The organism is Paenibacillus physcomitrellae (assembly GCF_002240225.1).
In the GTDB taxonomy this organism is placed as follows: Bacteria; Bacillota; Bacilli; order Paenibacillales; family Paenibacillaceae; genus Fontibacillus; species Fontibacillus physcomitrellae.
In genome coordinates, this window is the sequence record NZ_CP022584.1 from 248,714 (window position 1) to 266,335 (window position 17,622).

At 49.2% G+C, this 17,622-nt stretch carries 21 protein-coding genes; all 21 read left to right on the forward strand.

The window, feature by feature from the left end:
* The first annotated feature begins 59 nt into the window (after positions 1-59).
* Positions 60-563, forward strand: coding sequence for a PTS sugar transporter subunit IIA (locus CBE73_RS01150; RefSeq protein WP_068694727.1), 504 nt, complete (start codon positions 60-62; stop codon positions 561-563).
* 24 nt (positions 564-587) lie between these two features.
* Complete coding sequence (nagE, locus tag CBE73_RS01155; protein WP_094092631.1) at positions 588-2,045, forward strand: N-acetylglucosamine-specific PTS transporter subunit IIBC; 1,458 nt, start codon at positions 588-590, stop codon at positions 2,043-2,045.
* Between the two features lie 204 nt (positions 2,046-2,249).
* Positions 2,250-3,068: a sensor histidine kinase gene (locus CBE73_RS01160; protein WP_094092632.1), complete on the forward strand. Its 819-nt coding sequence runs from the start codon at positions 2,250-2,252 to the stop codon at positions 3,066-3,068.
* A 27-nt stretch (positions 3,069-3,095) separates the two neighbouring features.
* A complete protein-coding gene (locus tag CBE73_RS01165) occupies positions 3,096-3,785 on the forward strand; it encodes a response regulator (RefSeq protein ID WP_373286367.1) in 690 nt (229 codons plus the stop codon).
* A 301-nt stretch (positions 3,786-4,086) separates the two neighbouring features.
* Entirely contained in the window at positions 4,087-4,449 is a 363-nt protein-coding gene (locus tag CBE73_RS01170) for a replication termination protein (RefSeq protein WP_094092633.1), read from the forward strand.
* A 92-nt stretch (positions 4,450-4,541) separates the two neighbouring features.
* Positions 4,542-5,168 (forward strand): FMN-dependent NADH-azoreductase, encoded by a 627-nt coding sequence (locus CBE73_RS01175; protein WP_094092634.1) that lies wholly within the window; start codon positions 4,542-4,544, stop codon positions 5,166-5,168.
* Positions 5,169-5,406: 238 nt separating this feature from the next.
* The gene (tnpA, locus tag CBE73_RS01180; RefSeq protein ID WP_094092635.1) at positions 5,407-5,880 is read left to right on the forward strand and encodes an IS200/IS605 family transposase; all 474 of its coding nucleotides are present in this window, start codon (positions 5,407-5,409) and stop codon (positions 5,878-5,880) included.
* Between the two features lie 262 nt (positions 5,881-6,142).
* Entirely contained in the window at positions 6,143-6,850 is a 708-nt protein-coding gene (locus tag CBE73_RS01185; RefSeq protein ID WP_094096059.1) for an MgtC/SapB family protein, read from the forward strand.
* 98 nt (positions 6,851-6,948) lie between these two features.
* Positions 6,949-7,713 carry a DODA-type extradiol aromatic ring-opening family dioxygenase gene (locus CBE73_RS01190; protein WP_094092636.1) on the forward strand — a complete coding sequence of 255 codons (765 nt, stop codon included), beginning with the start codon at positions 6,949-6,951 and terminating at the stop codon, positions 7,711-7,713.
* Positions 7,714-7,890: 177 nt separating this feature from the next.
* A complete protein-coding gene (locus CBE73_RS01195; RefSeq protein ID WP_094092637.1) occupies positions 7,891-8,583 on the forward strand; it encodes a response regulator transcription factor in 693 nt (230 codons plus the stop codon).
* Entirely contained in the window at positions 8,573-9,688 is a 1,116-nt protein-coding gene (locus CBE73_RS01200) for a sensor histidine kinase (RefSeq protein ID WP_174704636.1), read from the forward strand. The genes CBE73_RS01195 and CBE73_RS01200 overlap by 11 nt, the downstream gene beginning before the upstream one ends.
* Positions 9,689-9,851: 163 nt before the next feature.
* Positions 9,852-10,367 (forward strand): sigma-70 family RNA polymerase sigma factor, encoded by a 516-nt coding sequence (locus CBE73_RS01205; RefSeq protein ID WP_094092638.1) that lies wholly within the window; start codon positions 9,852-9,854, stop codon positions 10,365-10,367.
* A 24-nt stretch (positions 10,368-10,391) separates the two neighbouring features.
* Complete coding sequence (locus CBE73_RS01210) at positions 10,392-11,045, forward strand: MOSC domain-containing protein (RefSeq protein WP_094092639.1); 654 nt, start codon at positions 10,392-10,394, stop codon at positions 11,043-11,045.
* Positions 11,046-11,251: 206 nt separating this feature from the next.
* Positions 11,252-11,866: an HD-GYP domain-containing protein gene (locus CBE73_RS01215; RefSeq protein WP_094092640.1), complete on the forward strand. Its 615-nt coding sequence runs from the start codon at positions 11,252-11,254 to the stop codon at positions 11,864-11,866.
* A gap of 108 nt (positions 11,867-11,974) precedes the next feature.
* On the forward strand, positions 11,975-12,817 hold the full coding sequence (locus CBE73_RS01220; protein WP_094092641.1) for an aldo/keto reductase: 843 nt from the start codon (positions 11,975-11,977) through the stop codon (positions 12,815-12,817).
* Between the two features lie 329 nt (positions 12,818-13,146).
* A complete protein-coding gene (locus tag CBE73_RS01225; RefSeq protein WP_094092642.1) occupies positions 13,147-13,683 on the forward strand; it encodes a GNAT family N-acetyltransferase in 537 nt (178 codons plus the stop codon).
* A 38-nt stretch (positions 13,684-13,721) separates the two neighbouring features.
* Positions 13,722-14,126 carry a hypothetical protein gene (locus CBE73_RS01230; protein WP_094092643.1) on the forward strand — a complete coding sequence of 135 codons (405 nt, stop codon included), beginning with the start codon at positions 13,722-13,724 and terminating at the stop codon, positions 14,124-14,126.
* Positions 14,127-14,145: 19 nt separating this feature from the next.
* Positions 14,146-14,892 (forward strand): SDR family NAD(P)-dependent oxidoreductase, encoded by a 747-nt coding sequence (locus CBE73_RS01235; protein ID WP_094092644.1) that lies wholly within the window; start codon positions 14,146-14,148, stop codon positions 14,890-14,892.
* 214 nt (positions 14,893-15,106) lie between these two features.
* The gene (locus CBE73_RS01240) at positions 15,107-15,823 is read left to right on the forward strand and encodes a cytochrome c biogenesis CcdA family protein (RefSeq protein WP_094092645.1); all 717 of its coding nucleotides are present in this window, start codon (positions 15,107-15,109) and stop codon (positions 15,821-15,823) included.
* Positions 15,824-15,838: 15 nt separating this feature from the next.
* Positions 15,839-16,414 (forward strand): TlpA family protein disulfide reductase, encoded by a 576-nt coding sequence (locus CBE73_RS01245; protein ID WP_094092646.1) that lies wholly within the window; start codon positions 15,839-15,841, stop codon positions 16,412-16,414.
* 53 nt (positions 16,415-16,467) lie between these two features.
* Positions 16,468-17,619, forward strand: coding sequence for a peptide-methionine (R)-S-oxide reductase MsrB (gene msrB / locus CBE73_RS01250; RefSeq protein WP_229752767.1), 1,152 nt, complete (start codon positions 16,468-16,470; stop codon positions 17,617-17,619).
* The last annotated feature ends 3 nt before the right edge of the window (positions 17,620-17,622 follow it).

A 17,622-nucleotide genomic window follows, 5' to 3' on the forward strand; every position in this document is an offset into this window, starting at 1 on the left:
TTGCTTAAGCCGTCTATCAAAAAAATTCAACCTAGTTATTGGAAACAGGAGGAGCAAAGATGTTCTCAAAATGGAGAAAAAAAAGTAATAGTAACCAAGCCGTAGAAATCGTGGCTCCCGTAAGCGGCGAAGCTGTCGCTTTATCCGCCGTGCCGGACGAAGCGTTTGCCGCCGGGCATATGGGCCAGGGGATCGCTATCGAGCCAAACGAAGGCAAGCTGATTGCTCCCTTTAATGGTACTGTAGCGCATGTGATCAAGTCAAATCACGCGCTTATCCTCGAGCAGGAAGGCACAGGACTTCAATTCCTGTTTCATATAGGCATTAACACCGTTGCCCTGAAGGGCGAAGGGTTTACCAGCCATGTTGCGGCCTCCGATAAGGTGAAGCAGGGCCAGCTGCTGATCGAATTCGATCTTGAGCAGATCAAAGCTGCGGGTTATCCGGTGATCACTCCGGTTATAGTCACCAATGCGGACGAATTGACCGAAAGCATGGAAACCAATACGGGTACGGTGACAGCCGGCCAGGATGTCCTTTTAAAACTGGTTTTACGAAAATAATATAGATGAAAGGGTGTTGAACACATGTTGGCTTTTCTCCAGAAAATCGGGAAATCCCTCATGCTTCCGGTTGCCACGCTGCCGGCGGCGGCAATTCTGCTGCGTTTTGGCAACATCGATTACGTCAAGGATTTCCATTTTGGCGAGGTAGGCAAATTTTTAAACCAATACGTCGCGCCTTTCCTGGCTGCCGGCGGGGGGACGATTTTTGACAACCTGCCGATGATTTTTGCCATCGGGGTTGCCATCGGTTTGGCCGGAGATGCGGTAGCCGCCTTGTCTGCGGCGATCGGTTATCTGATCCTGCTGCAGGTACTGGCCAAAGTCCCTACAGTATTTACCGGCATCATGAGCGCCGATGCCAAACTCGACATGGGCGTACTCGGCGGTATCTTTACCGGCTGTATCGCAGCTTTCCTGTACAAAAAATACTACAATATCAAGCTTCCCGACTGGCTCGGCTTCTTCGGAGGCAAACGTTTTGTTCCGATGGTTACCTCAGCGGCAATGGTGGTATCGGGTATTATTTTCGGTCTGATCTGGGGACCGGTTCAAGAGGCGCTGGATACGTTCGGCAACTGGATTGTGGATCTTGGCGGTGTTGGAGCAGGCATTTACATGCTGGCTAACCGTCTGCTTGTTCCTTTTGGCCTTCATCATATCATCAACTCGATCGCTTGGTTCCAAATCGGCGACTTTACGGATGCGGCAGGCAAAGTCATTCATGGCGACCTGAACCGTTTCTTTGCAGGAGACAAAACGGCGGGTATGTTTATGACCGGGTTCTTCCCGATCATGATGTTTGCGCTGCCTGGTGCCGCGCTGGCCATCATTCATACGGCAAGACCGGAAAGAAGAAAAGCGGTTGCCTCGATCTTTATTGGAGCAGCCGTGGCTTCCTTCCTGACAGGGATCACAGAACCGCTTGAGTTCTCCTTTATGTTTGTTGCGCCGTTCCTGTATGTGATCCATGCGATTCTGACCGGCGTTGCCGGATTCGTTATGTACACGCTTGGCGTGAAGCTGGGTTTCGGGTTCTCAGCCGGATTTATCGACTATGCGCTGAACTTCCCGCTTTCCACGAAGCCATGGGTGCTGATTCCGGTAGGACTTGTGTTTGCGGTTGTTTATTACTTCTTGTTCCGTATCATCATTGTCAAAATGAACCTGAAGACGCCAGGAAGAGAAGACGACGTCGAGTTGTCCGCAACGGGCGAAGCGGCTATGGCCGGTGCGGTAGCTTCTGCGGACAGCCAGGCGGCTAAAATTCTGGCGGCGATTGGCGGCGCGGACAACGTGGAATCCGTTGACGCATGTATCACCCGTCTTCGTCTGGTTGTGAAAGACGATCAGGCGGTCAGCGATCCAACGCTGCGCGGACTGGGCGCTTCTGGTGTCATGCGTCTTGGCAAAGGCGCAGTCCAGGTCGTCTTTGGCCCTAAATCCGAAGCGATCAAGGATGAAATCAAGAAGCTTCTATAAAATCTTCAACTGTACTCGGCTAATGAAGAGTACAGCTTCTCCGGCCGGCGCTCGTATGAGCGCCGGTTTTTTAGCGGGGAGAAACGGCTGTTTCAGCCAGATCTTTTTGCCATAAAGCCATTATTGTCGTATATTCGTTAAGAACGGACATCTTGTCACGAACGGAAATGTTGTAGAGATCGCTAGCTGGAGGACTGTTTCGGTATGACATATAAACTAACCAAATGGCTGATTCTGCTGTTCCCCCCGCTGCTGGTAGGTTTATGGGAACTGGTGCGGCACACGCTGCTGATGCCGTATTTTTCAATGAGTACGGGCAACGCGATTACGCCGATTCTGCTCTTTCTGATCAGCTTGATGCTGCTGCTTCCGCTGTTCGCCCGGCTGGAGAGGTTTCAGGAGGAGCTGCAGCAGGAACGTGCCGTTAAAGCGAGACTCGAGGCCCGGGAACAGCTGGCCAAGGAGCTTCATGATGGAATAGCCCAGTCATTGTTTCTGCTGGCGGTCAAGCTGGAGAAAGCTGAGAAGCGGCAGCTTCGCGGCGAAGAAGTCCCGCTGGATGAGCTCCGAAAGACGGTGCACACGGTTAATGAGTATGTCCGGCAATCGATCTCTAATCTGCGGTATCCGGTAGAAGAAACGCTGGGCGACGGGGAAACGCTGCCCGGCTTGGTAGCTGATCTGGGCAAGGAGATCCAAATCGGAATCCATCTGGATTGGTATCTGACTGAGGGGCAATTGACGGTTCAGGAGCAGGTAGAATTGCTGGCTTGTATCCGTGAAGCGGTGATGAACGTCCGCAAGCACTCCGGTCAAACCGAGGTTTACATAAAGGCAACAGCTGAGGATAAAGGCTGGAAGGTCACGATCCGTGATCATGGTAAAGGCATTGCGCCTGGAGAACTGGACAAGTCGGGGACATACGGGCTGAGAATTTTACGTGAGCGGGCGGCAAAAATGGGCTGGCAGGTGCAGCTCCAAAGCAGGGAAGGATCAACAACCGTCATCCTCATAAAGTTGTAATAAGTGATTGCTAAAAGGAGAGCTACCATGAAATCTACCATGAAAGCAAGGATTCTTGTGGTTGATGATAACGCCCATGCAAGGGAAGGGATCTGCGAAATTTTAGCTGAAGATTCAGCTTTTGAAGTCATCGGCACGGCGGCGGGCGGCCGGGAAGCCATCGCACTGACCGAGCAGTATATGCCGGATCTGATTGTGATGGACATCGGGATGCCGGATATGGACGGTCTTGAGGCGACGAGGACCATCAAGCTGAGATTCCCTTACATCAAAATTGTACTGGTGACCGTGTCCGATGATGCGGCTTATTTATTTGAGGCTTTAAAGCAGGGGGCACAGGGTTTCTTGCTCAAGAACTTGTCTCCCTCCACCTGGATCGAATATTTGCATGCCGTCCTGAACGATGAGGCGATGTTTTCGAGCGAGCTGGCGCTCCAGATTCTGCGCGAGATTCCGGCTGCGGCCCGGTCGGAGAAAGAGGGCGAACATCCGCTTACTGCCCGGGAGCGGGAAATCCTGCAATGGGTGGCCCAAGGCATGACGAACCGTGAAGTGGCTGAAGTGCTTGAAATTTCAGACCAAACGGTTAAGAACCATTTGAAGAATATCATGCACAAGCTCCAGCTGGAGAACCGGGTTCAGTTAACCCGCTATGCCATGGAGCGGGGCTGGGTTAAAGCAAAGCGGGACGGCAAGGAGCAGCGGCGGAGACGATAAAGGGATGACCATCCATTTTGAACGAAAATGGGATGGTCATTTTTTTATAGTCAATAACTGAGGGCCGCCAACTAACGAAATCCTTAATTCCCCCCTCTATTTATACGATTACAACATATGAAAAATTCACAATAATAACCCCATATTCTCACACCTTATTTACTTTCTCCAACACGCAAACCTTTTCAGCTCCCTGGATTCTCAAAACGGGTAACAAGGGCCCAATTGCGCCTGTTTCGAAATTTTCATATAATCAGTATGTTGGTAAATTTATACGGGACAAAGGGAGGAAGGAACGAACATGGCATTTATGATTGCCCAAAGGGCTTTCTTGAAATTGTATCTGTTAAAGCTAGTTGAAGAGCACCGGGGATATGGGTATCAAATGCTGGAAGAGCTGAAGACGGAATTTGCCCCTCAGGGCTACGTTCCTCCTCAAAGCGAAATTTATCGGGCCCTCCACGAACTGGTTCAGGAAGGGATTTTGTACCGGACCAAGAAGCTGAAGGGCGGGGATCCCGGCGTCGATTTTCAGGAAATTGTGTTATATCATTTTACGGACAACGGCATGGAGAAAGCTCAGCTGTACCGCAAGCAGGTCAAAACGGATCTTGACCGGTGCCTGGGCATTTTGAACAAGGCGTCCCGGGATCATTTTTCCTGAGGTAAAAATATAGGTTGACAAGTGACGAATAACCACTTACTATACTAATGAAAGTTATAAAATAAATTTTAGTTATTTCCAGGAGGGAAATCATGTCACACGTTTTGTTTATTAAAGCTAACGGTCGTCCGGCCGAGCAAGCCGTTTCCGTTAAATTGTACGAAAGCTTTCTGCACAGCTACAAAGCTACCCATCCAGAGGATGCAGTAACTGAACTTGATTTGTTTGCTGCTGACCTTCCTTACTACGATAATGATATGCTGACTGGTTTGTACAAACTGGGTAACGATATCCCTGCTACTCAAGCCGAGCAAAAAGCGGCTGACCTGGCCAACACTTACCTGGATCAATTCCTGGCAGCTGATAAAGTCGTGTTCGCGTTCCCGCTTTGGAACTTCACGATTCCTGCCCAACTGCTTACTTACCTGTTCTACTTGAACCAAGCAGGCAAAACGTTCAAGTACACAGCTGAAGGTCCAGTAGGCCTTGTAGGCGAGAAGAAAGTTGCCCTGCTGAACGCACGCGGCGGCGTTTATTCCGAAGGCCCTATGGCTGGTCTGGAAATGTCCCTGAACTACGTGAAGAACGTTCTTGCTTTCTGGGGCGTGCAAAATCCTGAAGTGGTAGTGGTTGAAGGCCACAACCAATTCGCTGACCGTGCTGAAGCCATCATTGGCGAAGGCGTTAAACAAGCTGCTGAGCTGGCAACTAAGTTCTAATTAAGAGAAACTTACGCTAGATCTGCTCTGCCTGTATATTAAGGAGCACAGCTAATTAAAATAAGGAGAGTCGTCATTGACGGCTCTCTTTTTTTTTTAGGCTTTAGCCTGTTGAGCACGTGAAACGTGCGAAATATAAAACCACCCGCTATGCGGGTGGAGGGATCTAGGGTTACACCAATAAGACCATCCGGATAAAATTGAGATGTTCAGGCTCAATTCGAAAGGATGGTCTTATATGGAAAATAAAAATTTTAGTTTAGCGCACACAAAGTGGATGTGTAAGTATCACATTGTGTTCACCCCGAAGTATAGACGTAAAGAGATCTACAATCAAGTGAGACGAGATCTAATTGAAATCATGAAGCGTCTATGTAAATACAAGGGAGTAGAGATATTAGAAGGGCATATGATGCCGGATCATGTCCACATGCTGGTGGCGATCCCACCGAAAATATCGGTGTCTTCCTTTATGGGCTATCTAAAAGGGAAAAGCGCACTCATGATATTCGAGAAGCATGCCAACTTGAAGTATAAGTATGGGAATCGGAAATTCTGGGCGGAAGGCTACTACGTAAGTACAGTGGGGCTAAATGAAGCCACCGTCGCCAAGTACATTCGAGAGCAAGAGGCACATGACCAAGCCGTAGATAAGCTGAGTGTAAAAGAGTATGAAGATCCATTCAGCAGCAACAAGGGCAAGAAAAAGTAAAACCAGTTTAACTGGTAAGTGAAAGAGACAAATAACACTGAGCCTGAACGCTTTGTGGTCAGGCTAGCGTCTTTAGGCGCAGTTTGGTAACAGGGGGTTATACCCCTAGTGCAAACCACCCGTTGGACGGGTGGTTCTGATTTGATCTCTTAACCCTTTCGGGCCTTTTATAGATTTCCCGATAAAAGAATCAACTTGTCATTACATGGTGAATACAATTATACTCAGTTATATTTTAGAAGGAGCTGCAGACATCATGGATATGAACTGGGAAATTGCCTTGAAAATGGGCATTGCACTTCTGTTCGGACTGCTGATCGGCATAGATCGGCAGCTGAAGCAGAAGCCGCTTGGGATCAAAACAAGCATGGTTATCTCCATTGCCAGCTGTTTGATTACGATCGTATCGATCGAATCCTACCATAAATTTGCCGGACCGGAGCATCCGAATATGGACCCGATGCGCCTGGCGGCTCAGATTGTAAGCGGCATCGGTTTCCTGGGGGCGGGCGTTATTCTGCGCAGAAATAACGATGCCATTTCAGGGCTGACCTCGGCGGCGCTCATCTGGGCGGCTTCCGGACTCGGAATAGCCGTCGGTGCCGGATTCTATGAAGAAGCGGCCATTGCTGTCGTCCTGCTGATCATTTCGGTGAACTTTGTTCCGTACTTGATCAAGATGGTGGGGCCGACAAAGCTTAACAAAAGGGACGTTAATATCAAAATCGTCTTGAAAACCAATGATTCTTTAAGTGATATGATTCGAAGAATCGAAAATACTCATTTCGTCAAACTGGAAGACAAAACGACGGAACACCGGATCCGTCACTTGAAAATCAAAGACCTCGACGGCGAACGCCAGCAGGTCAGCATGGTTTTATCCGCCCAGCGCAAGGAATTTGCTACGGAGATTTATTATTTTATCCGCCATTTGGATTATGTGGTCAGCGTTGAAGTGGAACAATTGTAGCAATTCCAGAATAGAACAATTTTTGTTTGACAACTGCCCCCTCCGAAATTATACTTACTTACAAAAGGTAACAAACTATATGGAGGTGTGCAGCTGTCATGATATCCCCTTTATTCCTGGCCCACGGATCACCGATGCTGGCGGTTGAAGATAAACCTTATACCCGTTTCCTGAAACAGCTGGGCGACGGAATAAAACCTGAATTTGTGGTGATCTTTACCGCTCACTGGGAAGAGGAGAAGGTTACAGTTTCTTCCCATAACGGCGTTTACGATACCATTTATGATTTCTATGGGTTCCCGGATGAATTGTACAAAGTCCGGTACCCGGCAAGAGGAAACGTCGAGGCTGCTTCTAAAGTAACCGAAAGCTTAACGAAACAGGGAATTGCCTGGACGACCGACGAACAGCGTGGACTCGATCACGGATCATGGACCATGCTTCATCATATGTTCCCGGCGGCGGATGTGCCCGTTGTTCAGATTTCGGTTAATCCGTATCTCAGCCCGGCGGCTCAGCATCAAATCGGAGCGGCGCTTCGCGACCTGACAAAACAGGATGTTCTGATCATCGGCAGCGGCGTGACGGTGCATAATTTGAGAGCCGTCAATTGGGGAGCAACCAAGCCCGATGCCTGGGCCACTGAATTTGACGATTGGCTGATCCAGCATATGCAGGGGAATGACTTGCAGACGTTGTTCCGCTACCGGACCGAGGCTCCTCATGCTGAACGGGCCGTTCCTCGGGCTGAGCATTTTGTGCCGCTGTACATTGCCATGGGAGCAGGGGATTTGTCCCGGACGGAAATCATTTACCGCGACTACGAGTTTGGCAATATGAGCTATATGTGCGTGAAATTCTAAATCAGCTCTTGAATCGATAACACGGCAGCCTGATAATCGGCTGTCGTGTTATTTTTGCTGCCGTGGTATTTATGATGGCATTGATCTGGTCCTACTGGGAATAGAAGCCGAATTTCCTGTCCAGCGGGATCATGATAGAATAGAAGCTATCAAAGGACTAAAGGATGGTTGTTTCCGTTGGATAAACAAATTCTGATTGTGGATGATGACGATAAAATTGCTAGACTGATTGAGATTTACCTGGTCAACGAAGGGTTTGCGGTAGTCAAAGCTGCGGACGGTTATCAGGCGCTTGAGATTATGGGCAAAGAAGAGGTTCAGCTGATCATTCTGGACGTGATGATGCCCGGTTTGGACGGGATAGACGTATGTATCCGGATTCGTGAGAATCATACGACGCCGATTCTGATGCTGAGCGCCAAGGACAGCGACATGGATAAAATCAACGGGCTGATGACGGGCGCAGACGATTATATGGTCAAACCGTTTAACCCGCTGGAGCTGGTAGCCCGGGTGAAGTCCCTGCTGCGGCGTTCTTCTTACCAAAGCGCTTCAGCGCCGGCTTCTGAGCATATTATTAAAATCGGACCTTTGCAGTGTGACAAAGAGACGCATACGGCAACCATATATGGTTCTCCGGTCAAATTAACGCCGATCGAGTTCGGCATCTTATATTTGCTGGCCAGTCACCCCGGAAGGGTGTTCAGCTCCGAGGAAATCTTTGAGCTGATCTGGAAGGACAAATATTTTGATTCCAACAACTCCGTGACTGTCCATATCAGCCGTCTCCGGGACAAGCTGGAGAAAGAGATGGAAGGCGAGAAGCTGATTCATACGGTGTGGGGGGTAGGGTATAAACTTGAAGGCTAGCTTACGTGTGCTTGCATGGTTGTTCTGGACCGCCATTTCGTCGGTTATCGCCTTTCTGTTATTCATTTTGCTGGCGAAATCGGTCTTTATGTTTTACCCTTCGATCAATGTTCAATCGCTCCTGGTCTGGGTCAATCGTTACATCGGTTATCCGGAAGCTTATTATTATGCGGCTGTTCCGATCGTGCTGCTGTTCTCGATCTATTTCTTCCGGCGTGAAATGCGGCGCAGGGAGCGGCGGTATTTGGATCAGTTGATCGAAGAGGTGCATTTAATCGGCCATGTCGGGCCGGATCATAAAATCACAGTCCGTTCCATCAGTCAGCTGGGCCAGCTTGCGGCAGACATCAACAGCATGCTGGAGAGGTTGAAGCTGTCAGTAGAGGAAGAACGGCGGGCAGAACAGACCAAAAATGAACTGATTACGAATATTTCCCACGATCTGCGTACTCCGCTTACGACCATTACCGGCTATCTGGGATTGGTGGAACAAGACAAATACCGGGATGAAGTCGAACTTCGTTATTATATGAATATGGCTTATGAGGAATCGATCCGTTTGAAGAAGCTGATGGAGGACCTGTTTGAATACACCCGGCTCAGCAATAAAGGCAATAACTTGCAGTGGAACCGCATTAACGTCGCGGAAATGCTGAATCAGCTGGTCGCCCAGTTCGGCTGGCAGCTCCATGAGCATGGCATGGAAGCCAGACTGGCTATCGAAGGGCAGCTGGTCATCTGGGCCGATGGCGACAAGCTGCGAAGGGTGTATGAGAACCTGATTACGAATGCAATTCGTTACGGTCAGGACGGGTATTTCCTGGATATCCGGGGACGGGTGCAGGGCGATGAAATCGTCACTGAAGTGGTCAATTACGGGGAGCAAATCCCGCATCGGGATTTGCCTTATTTGTTCGAGCGTTTCTACAGGGTGGAGAAATCAAGAGCCCAGCATACGGGCGGATCGGGCATTGGACTGGCGATTGCGAAAAATATCGTTGAGCTGCATCATGGCAGCATTTCGGCTGACAGCGACGAAGAACGGACGATCTTTACGGTCCGTCTGCCGCAGAAGTTTAACCGCCCGGAGCCTGAGAACACGTAAAAGTGGAGCAGAAAGTTACGGATTTGAGCAAATCTTAATAAATTCTTTATAATTTCTTAGCGGTACAGTAAGCTCTGGTCTTCATAATAGAAGCTGAGCCCAGGGCAACCCGGGGGAAGCGGCGCCGCTTTGGCGCCTGGATTGGATCAGAGGAGGAAATCGTATGAAATCTGACAGTCTGGATAAGATTTATAGAGAATATCAGATGGACGTATATCGTTATTTATTAGGATTATGCAAAGATCATTTTACAGCAGAAGACTTGATGCAAGAGACTTTTTGCCGAGCTTTTATACATTTGGACCAAACACAAAATGAAAAGGTAAAACCATGGCTGATCCGGGTAGCTTATCATGCTTTCATCGATAAAACCCGCAAGGACAGCCGGATGAAAACCTATGACTCCGACTATTTCCGTTCGCTGCCGGATTTGGACACGCCTGAAGCGCAGCTTATGAAATCGGAGAATAAGGAGCAGCTGTATGAACGGCTTGGACGCCTTTCGGAGCAGCAGCAGGAGGCCATTCATCTTTATGATATTCAAGGTTATTCCTACCGCGAGGCTTCAGAAATGATGGGCATGAAATTATCCCGTTATAAAATTGTCTTGTACCGGGCCCGGCAGCGGCTTAAGCAGGACTGCATGAACGGCAGCCAGACTTTCTTGGAGGTCATTTAAAGCGGTAAAGAAAGGACGACAGCTATGAGCATAGATTATGCTGTGGCGTCGCTGAATGTCGGCAAACCCCAGCCGCTGAAAGCGAACGCGAAGGAAGTTATGTCCGGGTTTAACAAGCAGGCTACCGAGGAGCAATTGTATTTGTCAGCGACCCAGCTGCAGGGCGACGGACAGGGCGACACGGTTCACCACGGCGGAGCAGATAAAGCGGTATGTGTATACTGCTTCAAGCATTATCCATTTTGGGAAGAGAAGCTTGGCCTGACTTTCAAACCAGGAGCGTTTGGCGAGAACGTCACGCTTCACGATTTGACGGAAGAAGAGGTCAGAATCGGCGATATTTTCAAATGGGGAGAAGCGGTTGTACAAGTCAGTCAGCCCAGACAGCCTTGTTATAAAATTGCCGCTTTCCACGGGGTTCCGGAATTGACCGTTTATGTGGAACAAACCGGCTACACCGGTTTTTATCTGCGGGTTCTGGAGCCGGGTACCGTAAGCCAAAAGGATTGTTTGACCTTGTTGGAGCAGGCCCCGCAGGGAATAACCGTTGCTTACGCTAACTACATTAAATACCGCAGCAAGACGGACAAGGAAGGACTTGAACGGGTTCTGGCCGTGGAGGCCTTGTCAGACAGCTGGCGCAGCTCGCTGACGAAGCGCTTGGAGAAGCTTGGCTAAGCGGCTGGCGGGTTATTTTCTAAACTTGGAAGCAATTCAAATAGAAGAGGGTTCCTTTACCGATCGGGTAAGGGTGCCTCTTCTTTTTTTGATAGAAATTTAAACTATCGAGGTTTGAACAAGCCAAAGTGTTAGCCTATAATGATGGATGATTTTGGGATATTAATAACAAGAAGTACCATAAAATTAAAGGAGGAACAGAGAAGATGGAACAAACAGATGGTCAAAAAGGCGGAGAGTCAGCGATAGATGAAACCGACTCACTTTATTGGATCAAGAGGCTGAGAGAGACGAGTGAGGACATTTTTCTGCACAGTTACAGGGTGGCATCGGTCGCAGAGCTGATGGGAGAAAAGCTGGAGCTGTCGGATAAAGAGCTGGGGGATCTGCGCAGAGGCTGTTTCCTGCATGACATTGGAAAGGTTATGATTCCGCCTGACGTCCTTCACAAAACTGGACCGCTAAGCGATGGGGAGAACATGATGCTGGAGCTTCATCCTGTGCTTGGAGAATTGATTGTTTCGACGGTTGAGGGGTTAGGCCCTGACGTATGGGCGACGGTAGGCTCCCACCATGAAAGATGGGACGGGGCAGGGTATCCGAATCGATTAAAGGGAGAGCGTATTCCGCTTTATGCGCGGATCTGCAGAATTGCGGATGCGTTTGACCATTTACTTCTAGAACGTACTGTACATAAGAGGAAAGCTCTAGAGGAAGCTAAAAGCCAGTTGAAGCAAGGCAGCAATCAAGAATTTGACGCATACTTAATTTCGATCTTTCTAACCCTAACGAACGAGATGTTGAGCATTTATTCTCTATAATGGGGTAATAGGGAGTAGTCTCAACCTTAACAGCATGCGCTTCACTTTAGTTCTAAAAAGGTTCATAATAGGAAAAGTAAACCATATTTACAAGGAGGATTCTTGGAAATGGCGAATTCACTTCAGGACAGAGTTGCACTAAATAACGGCGTACAAATGCCTTGGTTCGGCCTTGGCGTCTTTAAGGTGAAAGAAGGCAGCGAAGTGGTGGAATCGGTGAAAGCTGCTATTAAAAATGGTTACCGCAGCATCGATACCGCAGCCGTTTACAAAAATGAAGAAGGCGTTGGACAAGCTGTCGCGGAAGCGATGAAGGAGTACGGCGTTTCGCGAGAAGAGCTGTTTATCACCTCGAAAGTATGGAACTCGGATCAAGGCTATCAAAGCACATTGGATGCTTTTGAGCTTTCCCTGAAGAAGCTGGGACTCGATTATCTGGATCTTTATCTCATTCACTGGCCTGTGAAAGAGAAATACAAAGAAACCTGGAAGGCGCTTGAGAAGATTTACAAAGACGGCAAAGTACGTGCCATCGGCGTAAGTAATTTTCATGTTCATCATCTGGAGGATCTGCTGAGCGAAGCGTCTATAGTACCGGCCGTAGACCAAATCGAATTCCATCCGTATTTGTCCCAGCCGGAGCTGCGTGAATATACGCCAAACAAAGGCATCCGCCTGGAAGCCTGGTCGCCGCTTGCGCAGGGGCATATTTTGAAAGATGAAGTAATCGGCAAAATTGCCGCTAACCATGGGAAAACACCGGCGCAGGTTGTGCTTCGCTGGGATCTGCAGCAGGAGGTTGTCACCATACCGAAATCGGTGCACGAAGAGCGGATTATTGAAAATGCGAACATTTTTGATTTTGCGCTGAGCGACAGCGAGATGGAAGCGATCAACGCGCTGAACAAAAATGAACGGGTGGGTTCAGACCCGGACAATTTTAATTTCTAATCTCTTAAGAACGAATAGAATAATAACAAGTAATAACAGCTTTAAGCAGCGAACCGGTGCAGAAGATGCCTTTCTGCCCGGTTCGTTTTGTTTGGTACTGCCGAATCTCAAACAAAATGTTATATTAGAGAAAGAAAATCGGCCGGAGGCTCGAAAGTTTTGCTGCCGGTCGGCTACATAACCTGAATTCCATTTCATGATCAGTTAAGGGGGCTAAGGGCATAAGCTTGATTTTATTGTTGGAACAGCGATCAAAGGCATTTCCGACTTCGGTTTGAATGAAGAACCCGCAGCATTAAATTCCCATTCAAACCTTGGAGGAATGTATAATGATCGACGTAAGAAAGATGCATAGGGAAGAATCCGATTTGTTGTCCCACATTGACCGCTCTGAATATATTCGCGCCATTTACCGCCAAATAGCAAATGGAGTGGAAGAAAGGGCAGCTGGTCACGAATGCACCGGTTGGGACGCGGCCTCCTTGAGGAAGCTGCAGCAGCGTTTCGAAGAGGAGTTAGAGGCTGGGGGAGCAGCGTTCGGAGCTTTTGAAGGCGAGCGACTGGTCGGTTTTGCCGTTCTCGCGCATCAATTTCGTGGGGAGCATAAGGACCGGCTGCAATTGGATCTGATGTATGTGACCCGTTCCCATCGCAGACAGGGGATTGGCCGCAGCCTTATGGACGAGGTGAAGCGGGAGGCGGTCTTGCGTGGAGCCCGGTATTTGTATATTTCATCTACGGAAACCGATTCAGCCTTTAATTTCTACCGGGATGCGGGCAGTGAACCGACCGAAGAGGTAGATCAGGAGCTGTTCACGCTGGAGCCTGAAGATATCCATATGATCATTAGTCTTGAGAAAGAATGAAATAAAGCAGTCTGGGCCGGATTTGGAGGAGAACGATATTGAGAAGCAATAAAGGGTACTTTTATTTCTTGGTATGGATTGCGTTTGCAGTCCTGCTGCTTTACTACGGAAATTCCTGGCTGGAGCAGATGAAGCACCGGACGAATGCAAGCGGAGACAATGATTTCGCGGTCATCGGGGAAACGGCTTATGCGTTAGTACTCGGTGCTTGCCTGAGCTTCCTTGTCGGCCTGCCCGGCCGTTTCAAGCCTCATAAGCCGCTGCTGCTGGCTTTGTTTGCGCCATGCTTTATCCTGTTTATTTATGCTGTAGCAGCACAATATATCAAACTGCCGGAGATTCCCTGGTATGCGGAAGTGACCCGGTATGAGGGCCGTTTCTTTTTTGGCGTCATTAGCGGGTTATCGTTGATTCATGGTTTATTTGAAAGCAGGAGAAGATAAACAAACGGGAGGCGAAGATATGTCATTTGAGAACAAGAAGGTAGTAATCACAGGGGCTGCACAAGGGATAGGCAAAGGAGTCGCCGAAGCCTACGCCAAAGCCGGGGCCCATGTGATTTTGGCTGACATTGATGCAGAGCTTGGCGCCGCTGCTGCGGCTGCCATACGGCAGGATGGAGGACGAGCCGATTTCTTCGTATGTGACGTCAAATCCGAAGCTTCGGTCCAAGAGCTGATGAAACAAGCGGCAGGGGAAGATGAGACTGTGGATATTCTCATCAACAATGCCGGGTTAGGCATATGGAAATCCCCGCTTGAGCTTGGCCTCGACGAATGGGATCATGTCCTAAATACCAATGCGAGAGGCTGTTTCCTTTGTGCGCGTGAAGCGGCCAAGTATATGAGGAATTCCGGGGGAGGCTCGATTGTGAATCTGGCTTCGACCCGGGCGCTCATGTCCGAGCCTAACAGCGAGGCTTATGCGGCTTCCAAAGGGGCTATCGTCGCTTTGAGTCATGCGCTTGCGGTTTCACTTGGTCCGGACGGCATTATGGTCAACTGCATCAGTCCGGGCTGGATTGAGAATGGGGATTATGGAGCATTGCGTCCGGAGGATCATCAGCAGCATCCGGCCGGACGGGTGGGCAAAGCGGACGATATTGCCCGTGCCTGCCTGTATTTGACTTCTCCGGACAACGACTTCGTAACCGGCGTAAATCTGGTAGTCGACGGCGGAATGACACGTAAAATGATTTATGAAGAGTAACTGAGATTTATGAAGAGTAATTGAACAGCCGAACAGCTATAACAAACAAGCTGGCCCGGGTTTCCCGGAGCCGGCTTTTTGTCGTTTACATTAGCCGGGCGTCCAAAGACCTGATGAAATTAGAGAAGAAGATGATCAGCTTGAATGTTAACTCTTGTAGAAAAGGTCTAGACTTGGCTTAAGGCCGTTATTTACGAAAGGGAGGTGGTTTCTCATGACAGAGCAGCTATACGTTGGCAGTGTATTTGCCGCAGGTATGTTATCTTTCTTTTCACCCTGCATATTGCCTCTGCTTCCGGTCTATTTGGCCTATCTTGGCAGCTCGGGGACGGAAGGCGCAAGCCCAACCGGCGCGAAGCAAGGTGCTTCAAGCTTCTCTCCTTTGCTAGCCCTTAGAACCTTGGTGTTTATACTCGGGCTGTCAACCGTGTTTGTGCTGCTCGGGTTTGGAGCGGGGGCGCTTGGCAGCGTATTGAACAGTTCCGTTTTTATTACGCTCTGCGGCATTGTGGTCATTCTCTTTGGCCTCTATCAAACCGGTGTGGTCAAACTTCCATTTCTGGAACGGGAGAGAAAGATTCAGGCCGATTTCCAAAAGACACGCGGATGGGCTGGAGCCTACATCCTCGGCTTTACGTTCAGCTTTGGCTGGACACCTTGCATTGGACCGGTGCTGGCTGCGGTAATCAGCTTGTCTGCCAGCGGAGGATCCTGGTTGCCCGGAGTGACCTATATGGGGATCTATGCCTTGGGCCTGGCCGTTCCTTTTCTGATCATGTCGTTGTTCTCCGGTCTGCTGCTGACCCGGATTCGCGCGGTTTATAAACATATGAACAAGCTGAAGATCCTGTCCGGGGTTGTTCTGATGATTATGGGAGTGCTGCTGGTAACGAACAAGCTGAATGCGATTACCGCTTATTTTCAATTTTAGAAGGAGTGAAGAGAGATGAACAGTAAACGGAATAGATGGATATGGGGAGCGATTTCAGCGGCGGCATTAATCCTTGTTGTTCTGGGCAGCCAAAGCCTGGATAAGCAAGGAGGGATTTCTCTGAACCGGTCTGTGAGCGCTGCGGAGACAACTGGACAAACGCTGAATCAAGGCCGGCCCGCACCGGATTTTAATTTAAAGGATACGAACGGCAACGCCGTGTCCCTGGCTGATTATAAAGGTGAGAAGGTTTATGTAAAATTCTGGGCCTCCTGGTGTCCGATCTGCCTGGCCGGTTTGGATGAAATCAACCAGCTGTCGGGCCAGCAGCATGATTACAAAGTGCTGACCATCGTCAGCCCCGGCTACAATGGGGAGCAGTCTGAAGCGGATTTCGTCAACTGGTTCTCCAAACGGGGATACGACAACATGGAGGTTCTGCTGGATGAGGGCGGCTCTTTAGCCAAACAATTTGGAGTCCGCGGTTATCCTTCCTCCTTTTACATCGGTTCAGACGGTGTGCTGGCTAAAAGTGTTCCGGGACATAACCCGAACGATCTGATTGCTCAAACGATTGATTCCATTCACTAATGGATGGACTGCTAATGGGCCGAAATTAACTATAAATGTTAAGGAGGATTACGATGAAACGAATGAGACTGGGTTTTGGTTTGGCAAGTGCTTTGTTGCTAATCATGGCGATTACGGCTTGTTCCCCTTATAATCAAATTAGCGGAGCTGCTGAAAGTGTTGCTGCGGCAGCCGGGAGCGCTTTTGAAAGCAGTGCCCGTGTGACGACGGCTTCGCTGCCTAACCCGAACAAGGAAGTGGACTATTCCCACAGCGAGCTGCGTCAAATCTATTTGGCCGGTGGCTGCTTCTGGGGCGTGGAAGCTTACATTTCACGGATTTACGGCGTAAGCGACGCCGTCAACGGTTATGCCAACGGCACGGGTGAGAATCCGACCTATGAGGATGTAGTAAGAGGGGACCGCGGCTTTGCGGAAACCGTCGAAGTCACGTATGACCCTTCCCGCGTGTCGCTTAAAACGCTGCTGGAGGATTATTTTAAAGTCATCGATCCGACCAGTGTGAACAAACAGGGTAACGACCGTGGTGTCAATTACCGCACGGGCGTCTATTATGAAGATCAAAAGGATCTGCCGGTCATTCAAGAGGTTGTTGCTGCTGAGCAGACTAAATACGACAAAAAGATTGTGACCGAAGTTCTGCCGCTGAGCAACTTCTATATGGCGGAAGAATATCATCAGGACTATTTGGAGAAACATCCTGACGGCTATTGCCACATTGACCTCGGGATTCTGAACGAACAGACGGTAGACATCGATCCTGCCAAATATCCAAGACCAAGCAACGAGGAATTGAAGCAAAAGCTGACGAATGAACAATATCAGGTAGCGGTACTCGGCGATACGGAGCATGCTTTTTCGAATGCTTATTGGGATAACTATGATCCCGGTATTTACGTGGATGTTGTGACAGGGGAGCCGCTGTTCTCCAGTGCCGACAAATACGATTCGGGCTGCGGCTGGCCGAGCTTCACGAAGCCGATCATTCCGGAGGTTGTGAATTATAAGGAAGATACCAGCTTCGGTCTGGTCCGCACAGAAGTAAGAAGCCGCGCGGGAAATACCCATCTGGGACACGTGTTTGATGATGGCCCTGCGGATAAAGGCGGCAAGAGATACTGCATCGACAGCGCGTCCATCCGTTTCGTGCCCGAAGCCGATATGGATAAAGAGGGATACGGCGATTTGATTAGCATTGTAAAATGAGTA

Excerpts from the sequence above, each read along its gene's own strand:
- tnpA (WP_094092635.1), top strand. The coding sequence starts at position 5,407 with ATGGAAAATAAAAATTTTAGTTTAGCGCACACAAAGTGGATGTGTAAG.
- CBE73_RS01245 (WP_094092646.1), top strand. The coding sequence starts at position 15,839 with ATGAACAGTAAACGGAATAGATGGATATGGGGAGCGATTTCAGCGGCG.
- CBE73_RS01235 (WP_094092644.1), top strand. The coding sequence starts at position 14,146 with ATGTCATTTGAGAACAAGAAGGTAGTAATCACAGGGGCTGCACAAGGG.
- CBE73_RS01185 (WP_094096059.1), top strand. The coding sequence starts at position 6,143 with ATGAACTGGGAAATTGCCTTGAAAATGGGCATTGCACTTCTGTTCGGA.
- CBE73_RS01210 (WP_094092639.1), top strand. The coding sequence starts at position 10,392 with ATGAGCATAGATTATGCTGTGGCGTCGCTGAATGTCGGCAAACCCCAG.
- CBE73_RS01160 (WP_094092632.1), top strand. The coding sequence starts at position 2,250 with ATGACATATAAACTAACCAAATGGCTGATTCTGCTGTTCCCCCCGCTG.
- CBE73_RS01225 (WP_094092642.1), top strand. The coding sequence starts at position 13,147 with ATGATCGACGTAAGAAAGATGCATAGGGAAGAATCCGATTTGTTGTCC.
- CBE73_RS01220 (WP_094092641.1), top strand. The coding sequence starts at position 11,975 with ATGGCGAATTCACTTCAGGACAGAGTTGCACTAAATAACGGCGTACAA.
- CBE73_RS01205 (WP_094092638.1), top strand. The coding sequence starts at position 9,852 with ATGAAATCTGACAGTCTGGATAAGATTTATAGAGAATATCAGATGGAC.
- CBE73_RS01170 (WP_094092633.1), top strand. The coding sequence starts at position 4,087 with ATGGCATTTATGATTGCCCAAAGGGCTTTCTTGAAATTGTATCTGTTA.
- CBE73_RS01165 (WP_373286367.1), top strand. The coding sequence starts at position 3,096 with ATGAAATCTACCATGAAAGCAAGGATTCTTGTGGTTGATGATAACGCC.
- CBE73_RS01175 (WP_094092634.1), top strand. The coding sequence starts at position 4,542 with ATGTCACACGTTTTGTTTATTAAAGCTAACGGTCGTCCGGCCGAGCAA.
- nagE (WP_094092631.1), top strand. The coding sequence starts at position 588 with ATGTTGGCTTTTCTCCAGAAAATCGGGAAATCCCTCATGCTTCCGGTT.
- msrB (WP_229752767.1), top strand. The coding sequence starts at position 16,468 with ATGAAACGAATGAGACTGGGTTTTGGTTTGGCAAGTGCTTTGTTGCTA.
- CBE73_RS01240 (WP_094092645.1), top strand. The coding sequence starts at position 15,107 with ATGACAGAGCAGCTATACGTTGGCAGTGTATTTGCCGCAGGTATGTTA.
- CBE73_RS01215 (WP_094092640.1), top strand. The coding sequence starts at position 11,252 with ATGGAACAAACAGATGGTCAAAAAGGCGGAGAGTCAGCGATAGATGAA.
- CBE73_RS01190 (WP_094092636.1), top strand. The coding sequence starts at position 6,949 with ATGATATCCCCTTTATTCCTGGCCCACGGATCACCGATGCTGGCGGTT.
- CBE73_RS01150 (WP_068694727.1), top strand. The coding sequence starts at position 60 with ATGTTCTCAAAATGGAGAAAAAAAAGTAATAGTAACCAAGCCGTAGAA.